This is a genomic window from Chitinivibrionales bacterium (genome assembly GCA_035516255.1).
Taxonomy (GTDB): Bacteria; Fibrobacterota; Chitinivibrionia; order Chitinivibrionales; family FEN-1185; genus FEN-1185.
Genome location: DATJAL010000002.1, coordinates 258,078 through 271,145, shown reverse-complemented (window position 1 = coordinate 271,145; position 13,068 = coordinate 258,078). Strand labels below are relative to the sequence as shown.

The following is a 13,068-nucleotide window of genomic DNA, read 5'->3' as shown; positions in this document are numbered from 1 at the left end:
ATATTTTGTCAATAATTTGATTAAATATGACTTTATAAGATAGTTGACATGATTTGAATAAGATATTGTTTTTAATGGCGATAGACAGTATGGAATTTAAATGATATTTCTGTAACAAATTTTCAAATATAGACGTTCAAATAACAGAATGCGTGATGAATAATTGGTGGATAGGATTATTTTTTACAAGGCAAGATTAAAATGAAAAAAATCTTTTTGCTTATCCTTCTTGCAGCTCAAGTGTTAACAATTTTCTGCCACCAGGAACAAAATACACAGTATTTGATTACTTTTCGATGGCCAGCAGACAGTCTCGGTAAAAATCAAAGAGAATATCAGTAATTAAAGCCAGGATTACAGATAGTTGACAGCAACGGCGTTCTTATAGGTATGGTTTCACAAGTCTCTTTTTTGAATGATAGTGTTGATGTTAGGGCAATGCTTGATAGACAAATTCAAGTTGGATCTGAAATTAGTTATTCTCCATGTCCTTTATCACCGCGTTTTACTATCGAATTCTCCAAACAACATAAATATTACTGTCCTCGTGACGTTATTCATTTTAAGGTGCCACCTACGCCAGTAGTATGCCTTTAACTTTATCAAAAACTTATGAAAAAATATTTTTTCATCAATTTCCTCCTCCTGCTAACCTTTCTTTTTTCCTGCCACCCCGACCAATACCTCCTCTTCTACCACTTCCCTTCCAAAGAAATCCTCGCCGACAGCCGCGCCTACAAGGCGCTCATGCCCGGCCTGCGTGTCTTCACGATGAAAAACTACAAGGAGAAACTGATCGGAATGGTCGGTGCCGTGCGGTATGAAAAAGACACCGTTGCGGTGGACATCATGCTCGACAGGAAAATCCCGGTCGGGTCAGGCGTCAGGATGTTTCTTTGTTCAATGCAGAACGTTGTCTTTACGCTTGCGAAGGGACACAAATGTTATCGGCCGGGGGAAATGGTGAAGAGCGGCATTTCGTTGGACCGGGCATGTCAGTGAATGGGATGAGTATGTCATGAATCGATGAAATATCAATGCCGACATAAACGAATTTTTTTAGGAAAGAAGAATCTTTTTATGATTCAGTAAGCCGTTTATTTCTCAATAAATTATTTTTATCATATGTTCGACTACGATAAAAACCAATACCTCAAGGAAATCTTTAACAGAACCAACGTTCTGCGCAAGCCCATTTCCGGCATTGTTTCCGGTTATCACGAACTCCCCTACATTTTGGTCGCGCCGGATGAAGCCAACGAATCCGCGTCCGTGGAAATCAACGGGAAGATAAACGTGTCGCCGAAGTTCATCATCACCCCTTCGATGCTCGGCGAGACCTTCGGTGACGTTTTTGACCCGGAGACGTTTGATAAGGAGCTTCAGGGCAGGATGTTCTCGTTCGCCTATGCAAACAAGAAAAACATGAAGATTGAAAGCGAGTATTTCAACGTCCAGAACTTCGACGAGAAGCCCGAAGAACACCTCAACAGGGTTCACGACCAGTTGTGTAGTCAGGAGAACATCCGGACCGGACTTATTTTCGGTCCGAAATTCAAATATTATCCCGTATCGCTCGACCGGTTCATCAACGAAATCGTGGACCGGGAATTCAGGGTGTAACGCAACCTCTTGAGCCAACCGGTAGCGTCTATGGCGTCCACGGCATAGACGCCCCGGTCACCGCATCAATTTTATTAGCCGCTAGCAAGCTGTCCACAGGCTGCAGATCCTCCCAGGACAACCATCAACTCCATCCGTTGCCCTCCTTCCGGACGCTCCTTTTCACATGATAATATATGGGTTTCATGCAGCTTTTGTCAAAATCTATAATCGCGGACTTATTTCAATAAACTATTTTAAAAAAGAGACCTTCTATGTGGTTTTTGGGATTCTATCGATTGTACGTATCCCTCTGTTGCGGCATCGCATGCTACTTGTTTATCACAAAATCAATCTGGCTCTCCCTTCTTGTCGCAGCCGCATTCAGGGCGCTATGGTTCGGAATTGAAAGAATCCTCGAGCTAATACTTGTTGACAGAGATTTCAAACGCCATATTTATTCTTTCAAGCAGGAGCTCGGCCCTTACGGCATCCGGCTTGCAAACAAGGCCGAGCAGGACTGGCGGATAAAAAAAAGCCTTGCCGAGGTATTTGTGGCAAACCCGGCACGGCTCAGGAAAAATGTGGAGCAGCTAACGGTAATGGACACGATCTTTAAAGCCGGCATGAGCCCTCAGGGCGACGACTGGCTCCTGCACGACTGCAAGCTCAAATACGGATCTTACCGGTTGGCCAAGCTCGAAAAGCCTGCCCCATTGTCAGCGTGACCGGGATTCCTCGGCCATTTTATATGAGGTATCCGTGTAAATGATATTCGACCTGGCAACCAGGCTGTCAATGAAATGCGTGACGACATCATTCTGCTTTTTCAAAATGAGTGTCGCCTTGATCTGGTCTTTTACCTGGTCGAACTTCGGGGGCGGAAGCGCTTCCTCTCCCGTCTTTTTAAATATTATGAATCCCGCATCTGTTTGGACCACGCTGCTTACCTCATTCGGTTTGAGCGACAGCACCACATAGTCCAATTCTCTTTTAAAATCTCCTTTTTTTAACCAGCCGATGTCTCCGCCCGCTTTCGCGGTACTGGTGTCATCGGAATATTTCCTGGCAGCGGCGGCGAAGTCCTTGCCTGCCCGTATTTCAGCCAGGACTTTTTCCGCCTTTTGGGCGACGGCGGCCCTCTTATCAGCCGGCATGTCTTTTTTTACCGTGAACATGATCTGGCTGACCCGGAAACGCTTCTCCGAAGGGAGTTTCGTCATATTTTTTTCGTAGTAATCCTGGCACTCTGCCGCAGAGGCGGTGTCGACATGTTTGATCAGGATCTTGATCATTGAATCCACCATGAGCCCTTCCTTTGCCTGCTGCCACATTTCCCGGCGGGTCTGCCCCATTTTGACCAGCGCGCTGTCGAAAGTGGCCGAATCCGGAAAGCGCCTCTTGATGTCGTCGATCAGCTTTACCGCCACGAGCGAATCGAAGCCTATCTGGCGCTTTTTGGCCTCCTGGATCATCAGCTCGGTGGCGACGAGCTGCCGGGCAACGCTTTTCTTGAGCGTCGCGGGGAGCCCCTGCAGCACCTGTTGCGGCGCCGATTGTTTATACATCTCGAGCACCCGTTCGATGTTGTCCTTTTTTATCCAGGTGCCATTGACGCATATCACGCCCTGCTTTGAAGCTTTGTCGGTCGCGCAGCTTACCATGAGCATGAGAATGACCATCAAGCATTTCTTCATAAACCGGCCTTTCAAGGTTGAAATTGATAGAATGGAATAAGAAAGGAACAAAAAATATATATCAAGCCCGGTGAGAATGAGTGGTAAATGAGAATTTCGCCGGCGGGTTTTAACGAACTAACGCATCAATTCATGAACGCTTTGTGTCATCATCAGATTAAAAACAAATCAAGCAACGTCGGCATCATCCACCCACTTCTTTTTTTTGGCCACGCGCAGAAACGCCTCGACGACGTCCGGGTCGAATTCAACGTTGCAGCCTTCCTTGAGGCGCTTGATGGCCTCCTTCTTGCCGAGGCTGTTGCGGTAGGGACGGTTCGACGTCATGGCCTCGAACGCGTCGGCGACGCGGATGATGCGTGCGCCGATGGGGATCATCTCGCCCTTGAGGCCGTCGGGGTAGCCGCTGCCGTCGAAGTTCTCGTGGTGGTACAGGATGAGTTTGTAAAGGTCCTGGAGAAAGGGCACGTCCTTGACGATGTTCGCGCCCAGGGACGAGTGGGTCTTCATGATGCCGTTGAACTCCTCGTAGGTGAGCGATCCCGTTTTGTTAAGGATATAGCCGGGGATGCCGATTTTTCCGATGTCGTGAAGCAGTCCGGCGTCGCGGATGCTGCTTTTTTTCTTGGTGTCGACGCCCATCTCGTTCGAGATTTCCTCCGCGATGTTCATCACGTTTTCGGAATGGCCGTGGGTGTACGTGTCTTTTGCGTCAACCGCGATGGCCAGCGCCTTGATGGTGCGGATGTAGTTCTCCTTCATGTCGTTGTACAGCTTTGAATTGGTGAGCGCGATGCGCGTCTGGCTCACGATGCTTGACAAAAGCGTTAGCTGTTCGTGTTTTCCTTGGAGGTCCTTCATGGCGCCGAAATACAGCGCGCCGTAATCGAACGCCTCGCCCACGATCGGCACCGAGTATTTGAACGCCAGGGGCATCACGATGTTCGGCGCGAACTCAAGCGGCGGCATGAGCTGGCGGAACGCGACGCGTTTCTGCTGCACCCTGCTGTGCGTGGCGCGGTTGTATTCCACGATCACCTCGGCGCAGACCTTCTCGATGTCGGGCTGCGCCAGAACGCCCCGCGTCCAGTAGAGCAGTTCGTGCGTGCGCTTTTGCACGATGAGAAACGCAATCACATCGATGGGAAAATGCTTCTGCACGGTGGAAAAAAGGCTCCTGATCACGTCGTTTTCGTCAACGAGCCCCATGAGCTGCTCCGAGTAGGTGCTGATGAGCGACAGCTCGTCGAGTTTCTGCCTGATGGACGACAGCAGGTTGGCGTTGTTGATCGCGATGCTCGCCTGCGCCACGAGCATGTTGATGATGTTGAGCTCGACCATGGAAAACTGTTCCTGGTTTTTTCCGCGGTTGAGGTTGATGACGCCGATGACTTCCTGCGCCACCTTGAGCGGAACGCTGAGCGACGAGCCGATTTCCTGCCGGTTGAGCCGCAGGTTGAGGTCGGGCAGTTTCTCGGCGTCGGAGAGCAGCAGGGACCGTCCGTTGTTGAGCACCCATTTTGAAATCGCCCACTCGTCTGTTTTGTCAATCGGCGACCGGATCTGGGTCAGCTGTATGCCTTTCTGCCGGACGATGACGAGCTCGTTGGTGTCCTTGTACACCAGCTGGATGGAGCCGCTTTCGGCCTTGGACACGGTGAGACAGTAATGAAAGGTGACGTCCAGCAGGTCTTCGATGTCGTGCGTGCTGGTGAGCTTCTGCGTTATTTCGTGCAGCGAAACGAGCTGCGACAGCAGCGTGTTCTCGCGCACCAGCTTGGTGGTCTGCAGCGCCCGCGCCACTTTCTGCTGGAGCACGTCGAGCTCGAACGGCTTTACAATGTAGTCGAAGGCGCCGCTTTGGATCGCCTCGATGGCGGTGTTGATGTCCGGATGCGCCGTGGTCACGATCACGGGGATGGCCGTCGCGTTTTTCCTGGTCTTGTTGAGGAATTGGATGCCGTCCATCACCGGCATGTGGATGTCGAGGATCACCAGATGGGGCCGCAGCTCGTTGAAGAGTTCGACGGCCTGGAGCCCGTTAAAGGCGAGCACCGTTTTATATCCGAGCCCCGAAAGAAATTTGGACAGGGCGTCGCACAGCGTCTTGTCATCATCAACAATGAGAATAAGATATTCTTCACCGATGTTCATCGCGAACAGCTCTTCTTCCCGGACTTTTTACTTAGAACAGCAGGCAAAAGGCGGAATCCTGCTCATGCCGCGTCACTGATCATATATCACTGCTAATGGCGATAGGTCACGCTCAATTGATACGTCGGCGCAAGCTCATGGGTAAGACAGGCAAAGTCGAGCCCGAGTTTCTTTTTAAACAACGAAAGGCCGCAGCCGAACGTCCAGGCGTTCATGACGCTGTGACCCACGCGCACCGCGAAAATATCCATGATCCTGTATTCGAAGCCGATGCTGCCGCTCATGAAAAAAGTCACCGGATCGGATCTGAGTGAGGCAACGCCGGGCGTGTCGCTCGGGATGTTGAGGTTCTGGTCAGTCGAGCTTACAGTGTCGTTAGCGCCGAACAACGACGACAGGTCTTCGGCATTGGCGCCCTCGTTTGAAAGCAGGTCCGGCGTTTTGTACTGGATGGCAAGGTGGCCGTAAATGTACGGGATATCCGTCTGCCATCCCATGCCGAACCGCAGATGCGGATACGCGAGCTCGGAATAGGTCGAGCTCCACCGCGTGTAATTCGAGGTGACATTGTCGCAATCGAGCGCGAGCCGGATGCCGGGCCTCGGAAAATCAATCGCGGCGCCGGCGTCGAAGCCCATTCCGTACCCGCGGTACAGGTCAAAGGGAAGGCGGTGCCGCTGGGCATTGAGGCCGAGCCCCACTCCGAGGTTTATCCGGGGAGTAATGGTGAATTTATAGCCGTATCCCGCGTGAAAAAGGATAACCGATTCCGACGAATACTGCAGACGGGTGGGATCGTACACCGGCTGGCCGTCGTTGCCGATTTCCAGGTTGTCGGTGCCGGGTATTCCCGGATTGTAAAGATAGCTCAGCGACAGGCAGAAGCCCGAGACGCGGTCGATGGCGCCCGCATACGAGAGCACCGAGGCGCTGAAGGTGTTCTGATAATACGAGGAATACGAAAGCGTCAAGTCGTTTGCGGAATCAAGGCCGAGCACCGCAGTGTTGGCTTGCGGCGAGCCGCTCTTTTCAAATACAATGTCCGAGCCGCCGGTGGCGGATGAGCGCGGCAGGTAAAACAATTCCCGCGTGTCGTCGGAGTAGAGATTCTTTGTAGCGGGGAATACGTTAACGGTGAAAAAAACGGCGGAAAAGCACCAGCACGATAAAAACATGCGGTTGTTGTTTTTCATACAGTATTTACGGATGAACAATGAAAAATATTTATAGCAGTTCAGGAAAAACGGGTACGGTCATGCCCTTTGCCGTTAAAATCGCCGCCGGGTTGTAGGTAAAATAACTTATTTATTGTGCCGGATAATCAAATAAAACAAATCCATAAACGTACATCCTCAATCAAAACCCTTGATTGAATGATACGGGTTTTCTATTTTTATTGTTCATGGGCGTATGGCTCAGCTGGTTAAAGCGCTGCGTTCACATCGCAGAGACCCCTGGTTCGAATCCAGGTGCGCCCATTTCCCTTCAACGCACGAAACGCCTGTTCCTGCCAGTTTCCGCTTTGGCAGATGTCGTCAGAGCCTTATGAAACGTTATTTTGTGCCTCTTTTTCTTGTGCTCGCCGCGGGCATGGGTATCACCGTCAGGGCCGGAGCGGCCGCGTCATGCATCAGCTTTGAATCGCCGCGAAGCGGGGCGGTCGTGTCCGCGCCTCTTTGCACGGTGGCGGTGAAGGCATGCGACCAGGTCGGTTCAATCACTTTTTCCGCCCGCTATTCCTTGGCGGGGCAAAACCGTGACACCTTGGTCGCGCTCGGCCGCGTCAAGCGCCCTCTCTTCTCATTTGTCTGGAACGCCGGCTCGGTGCCCAACCAGCTTTACAAAGGCATGACCCTTATCGCCGAGGCGTCCTTTACAAACGGCCAGCGCGTTTCGTTTAAGCAGGGAGGAGTGTTCATCGCCAACAAACCGGTTCCCTTTTTTGCCGCGGCAATTCCGTTTGCAAAAGGAGAAGGTTCCTTGCTTTTCGCCAAAAACGTTGCAGCGGGCCGCGCGCCTGGCGCCGCACATGTCGCGGCATGCTGGAATAAAGGCGGTATCACCATTTTAACCAAAGCCCAAGCTGCGTTCAATTTCAGCGGCGCGTCAAAGGACAAGCTCGCCGCCATGGGGGTCGAGGTTTGCATCGACCCGTCTCTTTCTCGTAAACCGTATCCGCCGCAGCAGGCCTTCAGCTTTGCGGTGCCACTCGACGGCCCTCCGTTCCGCATTCTTTACAAGCCCGTTTTTTCAGAAGACGGATCCTTCAGCATCGCAACCGAACGGGAACCATACGCATGCGCCAACGAAGTCCATAAGGAGGACGGCAAAGGTTTCACCATCGACGTCACGGTGCCCGCCGCGCTTTTCGGTGCAACGCTCCCCGACTCGTTCGGGTGCAATGTGGTCGTGCGGCTGCCCGGCGAAAACGGCCAAATAACGAGTATTTCCTGGACCGAATCTCCGGAATCGGACCAGCTCAGCCCGTATACCTGGGGCACGGTGACCCTGCTGCCAAAACCGTTTTTCTCCTCGGGATGGATGCAATGGTTCATGAGCTTCGTCGCGGGCCTTCTCCTCGCGCTGCTTGGAGGAGGCGTATTTTTCTTCATCAGGAAACGGACGATGTCGTTCGATCAGTTCGAGCAGACCGAAGAGGAAAAGAAACTGTCGGACCAAGTTTGTCAATTCATCGATGAAGCCATCACCTTTAAGGAGCTCTCGCTGGACTGGGCTGCGGAAAAACTCGGGCTTACCCAGGGCAGGATAAGCGCGGTGTTGAAGAAATGCGGCGGGAAGAATTTCCGCGATTACATCATGGCGCAGCGCATCGAAATCGCAAAGGAGCGGTTGCGCTCCTCTCATTCAAGCGTCGCCTCGATCGCTGAGTCGTGCGGGTTCAAAAACGTGGGTGAAATGGAAAAATATTTCTCCAGGATCTGCCGGACCACGCCGCTAAGGTACCGGAAGGACAACCAGGTCGCCTAGCCGTTCCCCTGCTTCCCCGCTTTCTTCGATCCCTTTTTCGCGTAAAAAAGCGCCTTCTGGATTTCGAGGTCGAGCTGGTTCTTGTCGTAGGGCTTGGTGAACCATTTCCAGATTTTCATGTCCTCCACGCTTTTTTGCTCCGGCGGATATCCCGACACCACGATCACAATGAGCGACGGCTTGATGGCGCGGAGCCTCGCGATGGCAGCGTGCGGATCGTCCCTGCCGAGTTTCCAGTCCATGATAAGCACTTCGCATTCAGCAAGATGTTTGTTGAGCTCCCGCGCGCCCTCCTCCACCGTGGACGCCTCGCACACCGCATACTTGAATTCGTTCATGAAGAAACGCAGGATCGCCCTGATCTTGGGGTCGTCGTCGAGGAGCAGCACCATAGACGGCGTGCGGTTGAGCATGATCATGGTGGTGTCGTGCTCCACCTCGCCGCCCTCGCTTTCCGGTATCTCGATGCGGAAGGTGGTGCCCCGCTTGTCGGTGCGTTCCACGAAGACGCGGCCGTTGTGCAGCGACACGATCCTCTGGACAAGCGCGAGTCCCAGGCCCGTGCCCTTGCCCTTCTTCTTCGTGGTGAAGAACGGGTCGAAAATCTTGTCGAGTACTTCGTGCGGAATGCCCGTGCCCGTATCGGTGAACCGGATCACCACGGTGCCGGTCTTCTCCCCGTGCCTGCGGTCGGCGAAACATTCGATGGTGATGGTGCCGCCGTTTTCCATCGCATCGCGCGAGTTGCCGATGAGGTTCTGGAACACCCGCTTGAAATAATCATCGTCGCCCTGGATCCAGAGCGGTTCGTCGGGCGCCTTGAACACCACCTGGAACTTGGATCCCAGCTGGCTTCCGTACAGCGGTATAATGTCCTCGAAAAAACCCTGAAGATGGATGTTCTTGTAGTCGAGCAGCTTGTTTCGGCCGAGCGCGAGCAACTCGGAAATCAGGAGCTTTGCCTCCACCAGCGTCTCGGAGACGACCTCCATGCGTTTTTTTGTTTCCGGCTCAGCCGTGTCTTTCTGCACCTGAACGGTGATATCGTCCACGGTCTGGAGGATGTTGTTGAAATCGTGCGCCATGCCGCTCGCCAGCGTGCCCAGCGATTCCATCTTCTGGTACTGGTGCAGCCGCGTCACCATTTCCTCGCGTTGGGACAGCGCGAGCTCGCGGTCGCTCACATCGGTCATGATGCCTTCGTAGATGAGCGGTTTTTCCACCTCGGAGGTCGGCTGCAGCGTGCAGTCGACATATTTGGTGCGCCCGTTGAGGTCCTTGATCTGAATGGTGCCCTTGAATTCAGCTTTGTCAATTTTGAGCTGCCCGGGCTGCGCCAGAAAATCCTTGATGTTCCTGCCGGGCAGCACCTTGGCGGGCAGGCCGAGCAGGGCGAACGACGTGTTGTTCGACCACAGGAATTTTCCGCGCTCGTCAAGCGTGAAAAGCATTTCGGGCAGGCGGTGCACGAGGTTCTGATAACGCTGTTCCGAGCTGATGACCTTGTTGATGGTGGCGTAATTCTTGCGGGAGATGATGCCCGCGATGGCAGCGACGATCAGCAGCAGTACCACCCGGATGGAAAAATCCGAAATCCAGGTGTCCGTCGGCCCGCCCTTAAACAGGAATATATATAGATAATATGCGCTATAGCACACGGCAGAAAACACACCGCTGAAAATGGAGAGGGAGAGCTTGTTGTGCAGCGCCGTAAAGATGATCGCGATAAAATAGACGCTGAAGAGCGAACCGCAGAGCAGCGCAGACGGCGCGCCCATGAGTGAATACGAGACCAGCACTGTGGTGATGACGAGCACGTCGAGTATGACGAGAATGAAAGACGAATAGGTCCGCGCGCGGGTGGTGCTGTAGCGTGTCAGATAATAACCGCTGTAGGCAAGCATGGTGAGCACGGCGCCCATCTGCAGCGCAAACGCCCGCACCGAAATATCATCAACCGAATAACTGTAAAAAGCAAGGAGCGAATATCCCACCGCTATACCAAGCCTGATCCACGAGCTCCATCGCTCTGACTCGATCTCGGCCATGAGTATGGTCTGCGTTTTTCCAAGGAAATTCTTTTGCGTTTCAATGGTCATCGCGATATACACCTTCCGAAATCATGTCCTTCCCCAGATGAAGCGCTTTAGTAAATTTCTCAATTAAACCGGTTTCTTACAGATATTGCAAATACCCCGAAAGAAATTGAAATTAAAAAAATACCTTTGCGCCTTTCAGAAAACAATGTTCACTTGCATGCCAACGGCAAACGCGTAAAAGTATTTTTGTTTATTGATTATACCACAAATTGCTTGAAAAAGAAAGTTTTGCGTTTTTATGATTGCGCATTCACTTGTAATAAATCCCTGGGTGACCGATTTTAAACTATATGATGAATGGATGCACCCGGTGGGATTATACTGGCTCATCGTATTCCTGAGGCATAACGGATTAAATGTCAGTTATTATAACTGCCTTTCAAGAGAAGACGGCATTTCCTCAAAACCAAACGCCACAGGAAATTTTCCTTTCAGACAATTTCCAAAACCTGACCTTTACAAAAGTATAAGGCGGTATTATAAGTTGTACGGTCAATCCGAAGAATCCTTTGAGAAATATCTTCATTCAATACCTGAACCTGATATTGTATTTATCGGCAGCTCAATGACATACTGGATATTAGGAATACAGAAAACCGTACATGCTGTCAAACGGATTTTTCCACGAGTTCCGATTGTTATTGGCGGGACATCAGCAGTGCTTATCCCTTCATTCATCACCGCTTCAATGCCGGATGTCCGGATTTTTACCGGCAGCCTTTTTAACCAAAAGGCATTAGCCGGATCAGGAGTCCCCAGCCTTTCATCGTTGAAAGCACTTGACAGCAGCGCCTCGCTCATTCCAGCATTTGACGTGGCAAGTATTCAATTTCACGGCCCGGCGCTTTCATCACGTGGCTGCCCGCTCCGTTGTTCATATTGCGCATCCAGGTTTCTGCACAATCAGTATGAAGCAAGGCCTGTTTCCATCGTGGCAGAGGAGCTTGCGTTTATGCAAAACCGTTTTGGCATCCGGCATTTTGCCTGGTACGATGACGCGCTGTTATACCAGCCGCGCCGGCATTTCATTTCCCTGATGGAAGCCATGGTGCATGCGGGAGTTAAGGCCACATTTCACGCGCCGAACGGACTCCATGTTCGGTGGCTGACAAAAGAGACTTTGGAAGTCATGCGCTCCGGCGGGTTTAAAACGCTGCGCTTCGGGTATGAAAGCGGCAGCAGGGCGTTCCGCCGCGATACCGGAGGAAAAGCCCGCAAAGAGGAATTAAAAAAGAAAACCGGGCTCGCACTGCAAACGGGTTTTTCCGGAAATGACATCGGCGTGTATGTGATGGCCGGGCTGGCGGGCCAAACACCGCAGGATGTGGCTGACGAGATAAAGTTCGTGGCCACGCTTTCGGTCAAGGCCAAACCGGTGTTCTTCTCCCCTGTTCCCAAAACACCGCTCTTTGAAAACTATTCCGGGCAATTTCCTCAGCTCCTTGAAACGCCGCTGTCGCACAACGACACCTATTTCATCACGCAGCTTCCGGGATGGAGTCCGTCCGCGGTGCAGGAGATAATTGATTTAGCAAAATGGTTTAATGAAAAAATAAGTGACAAAGTAACAGAGTAACAAAGTCAAACCAAAAAGTTATATTTTGACTGTGCTGGCACATTGAAACTTGTTACCGCTTTTAAAAATCAAATGCGTTATAAATCCATAATAGCAATAATTATTATCCCCGCGCTCGCATACTGTGCCCGCGCCGGCGCGTTCGACTACAGTTTCATCATCAACCAGTTGAAAATGGGCGCGCCGGACCACGTGGAATTCCAGCAGGTGGCGGACACGCCCGTCACCTACCGTGCCTGGGGCGTGTGGAACTTCGGCCATCCCGCGGCGACCATTGCCGGCATCGCCACCGATTTCGGCAATTATTCAAAGATATTCAGGCACGTTTACCGGTGCGACCGCATCACCGAGCCCGCCCGGCGCGTGTCCGGTCTCGGAACATGGTACGTTGAGGGACGGGCAGCGATCGCGCGGGTGTGGGCCATCGGAAACATCGACACGCTCGGATGGAAAGACCCCTCTCTCCTGCGGTTCATTGCGCACCAGAACGAGGACCAGACCCTCGAAAGCAAATGGAATCACTCTATAAACGGATTCATCAACTACCGCACCCATGGCGTGTATCTTGCCGCGTTCATCCTTGCCATTGGCAGCGACTCTTGCAGGGTGGGAATCGTGGCGCAGGGCTGGGTGCGTGATCCCATGCCGCACTGGCTGATCAGCATGGCGACCGGGCTCATTCTTCCCCAACTGCTGGGGGATTTGGAAAAAGAAGCGCAGCGGCGGCACCCGGCGCAGAAACCGCAAAAGGCGCCGTGGTACAAGCGGTGGTACAAGAATATCAAGGATTTCTTGTTTTCCACAGCAGATCAGCGGAATATTGACGGATAGCGATGACAACCATTTTTAACTCCCGGCTTTGATGGATTTCCCGCCCGTTATAAGGTATATTTTTTCGGATTCCAATCAGATAAAACCGGATTGTCCTCAACATTTTTCCGGCAAGGTTTTC

Annotated in this window: 11 protein-coding genes and 1 tRNA gene; 7 read left to right on the top strand and 5 right to left on the bottom strand. The window is 52.0% G+C overall.

Annotated features, from left to right (window positions below):
• Nucleotides 1-612 precede the first annotated feature (612 nt).
• From VLX68_01725 to VLX68_01715, 3 genes are all read left to right on the top strand, one after another.
• Nucleotides 613-1,002: a hypothetical protein gene (locus VLX68_01725; GenBank protein ID HUI90940.1), complete on the top strand. Its 390-nt coding sequence runs from the start codon at nucleotides 613-615 to the stop codon at nucleotides 1,000-1,002.
• 123 nt (nucleotides 1,003-1,125) lie between these two features.
• Nucleotides 1,126-1,623: a hypothetical protein gene (locus VLX68_01720; GenBank protein ID HUI90939.1), complete on the top strand. Its 498-nt coding sequence runs from the start codon at nucleotides 1,126-1,128 to the stop codon at nucleotides 1,621-1,623.
• Nucleotides 1,624-1,877: 254 nt separating this feature from the next.
• On the top strand, nucleotides 1,878-2,330 hold the full coding sequence (locus tag VLX68_01715) for a hypothetical protein (protein HUI90938.1): 453 nt from the start codon (nucleotides 1,878-1,880) through the stop codon (nucleotides 2,328-2,330).
• Here the strand turns inward: VLX68_01715 and VLX68_01710 are convergent.
• The 3 genes from VLX68_01710 to VLX68_01700 all read right to left on the bottom strand — a co-directional run bounded on the left by VLX68_01710 (nucleotide 2,322) and on the right by VLX68_01700 (nucleotide 6,646).
• Nucleotides 2,322-3,299, bottom strand: coding sequence for a peptidylprolyl isomerase (locus VLX68_01710; GenBank protein ID HUI90937.1), 978 nt, complete (start codon nucleotides 3,297-3,299; stop codon nucleotides 2,322-2,324). The two genes, VLX68_01715 and VLX68_01710, sit on opposite strands and share 9 nt — an antisense overlap.
• A gap of 168 nt (nucleotides 3,300-3,467) precedes the next feature.
• Nucleotides 3,468-5,453 (bottom strand): HD domain-containing phosphohydrolase, encoded by a 1,986-nt coding sequence (locus VLX68_01705; GenBank protein ID HUI90936.1) that lies wholly within the window; start codon nucleotides 5,451-5,453, stop codon nucleotides 3,468-3,470.
• Nucleotides 5,454-5,545: 92 nt separating this feature from the next.
• Entirely contained in the window at nucleotides 5,546-6,646 is a 1,101-nt protein-coding gene (locus VLX68_01700; GenBank protein HUI90935.1) for a hypothetical protein, read from the bottom strand.
• Between the two features lie 211 nt (nucleotides 6,647-6,857).
• On the opposite strand from VLX68_01700, the gene VLX68_01695 reads away from it, so the two are divergent.
• Together VLX68_01695 and VLX68_01690 are read left to right on the top strand one after the other, a co-directional pair.
• Nucleotides 6,858-6,931, top strand: a tRNA-Val gene (locus VLX68_01695).
• A 67-nt stretch (nucleotides 6,932-6,998) separates the two neighbouring features.
• On the top strand, nucleotides 6,999-8,441 hold the full coding sequence (locus tag VLX68_01690) for an AraC family transcriptional regulator (GenBank protein ID HUI90934.1): 1,443 nt from the start codon (nucleotides 6,999-7,001) through the stop codon (nucleotides 8,439-8,441).
• Here VLX68_01690 and VLX68_01685 read toward each other — a convergent pair.
• Together VLX68_01685 and VLX68_01680 are read right to left on the bottom strand one after the other, a co-directional pair.
• Nucleotides 8,438-10,540, bottom strand: coding sequence for an ATP-binding protein (locus VLX68_01685; protein HUI90933.1), 2,103 nt, complete (start codon nucleotides 10,538-10,540; stop codon nucleotides 8,438-8,440). The genes VLX68_01690 and VLX68_01685 overlap by 4 nt on opposite strands.
• 522 nt (nucleotides 10,541-11,062) lie before the next feature.
• A complete protein-coding gene (locus VLX68_01680) occupies nucleotides 11,063-11,341 on the bottom strand; it encodes a hypothetical protein (GenBank protein ID HUI90932.1) in 279 nt (92 codons plus the stop codon).
• Between VLX68_01680 and VLX68_01675 the strand changes: the two genes are divergently transcribed.
• On the top strand, nucleotides 11,229-12,116 hold the full coding sequence (locus tag VLX68_01675; GenBank protein HUI90931.1) for a radical SAM protein: 888 nt from the start codon (nucleotides 11,229-11,231) through the stop codon (nucleotides 12,114-12,116). The two genes, VLX68_01680 and VLX68_01675, sit on opposite strands and share 113 nt — an antisense overlap.
• 72 nt (nucleotides 12,117-12,188) lie before the next feature.
• Nucleotides 12,189-12,947 (top strand): hypothetical protein, encoded by a 759-nt coding sequence (locus VLX68_01670; protein ID HUI90930.1) that lies wholly within the window; start codon nucleotides 12,189-12,191, stop codon nucleotides 12,945-12,947.
• Nucleotides 12,948-13,068: the final 121 nt, after the last annotated feature.

Coding starts and splice junctions, on each gene's coding strand:
- VLX68_01725 (HUI90940.1), top strand. CDS start 613: ATGAAAAAATATTTTTTCATCAATTTCCTCCTCCTGCTAACCTTTCTT.
- VLX68_01720 (HUI90939.1), top strand. CDS start 1,126: ATGTTCGACTACGATAAAAACCAATACCTCAAGGAAATCTTTAACAGA.
- VLX68_01715 (HUI90938.1), top strand. CDS start 1,878: ATGTGGTTTTTGGGATTCTATCGATTGTACGTATCCCTCTGTTGCGGC.
- VLX68_01710 (HUI90937.1), bottom strand. CDS start 3,299: ATGAAGAAATGCTTGATGGTCATTCTCATGCTCATGGTAAGCTGCGCG.
- VLX68_01705 (HUI90936.1), bottom strand. CDS start 5,453: ATGAACATCGGTGAAGAATATCTTATTCTCATTGTTGATGATGACAAG.
- VLX68_01700 (HUI90935.1), bottom strand. CDS start 6,646: ATGAAAAACAACAACCGCATGTTTTTATCGTGCTGGTGCTTTTCCGCC.
- VLX68_01690 (HUI90934.1), top strand. CDS start 6,999: ATGAAACGTTATTTTGTGCCTCTTTTTCTTGTGCTCGCCGCGGGCATG.
- VLX68_01685 (HUI90933.1), bottom strand. CDS start 10,540: ATGACCATTGAAACGCAAAAGAATTTCCTTGGAAAAACGCAGACCATA.
- VLX68_01675 (HUI90931.1), top strand. CDS start 11,229: ATGCCGGATGTCCGGATTTTTACCGGCAGCCTTTTTAACCAAAAGGCA.
- VLX68_01680 (HUI90932.1), bottom strand. CDS start 11,341: ATGAGCGAGGCGCTGCTGTCAAGTGCTTTCAACGATGAAAGGCTGGGG.
- VLX68_01670 (HUI90930.1), top strand. CDS start 12,189: ATGCGTTATAAATCCATAATAGCAATAATTATTATCCCCGCGCTCGCA.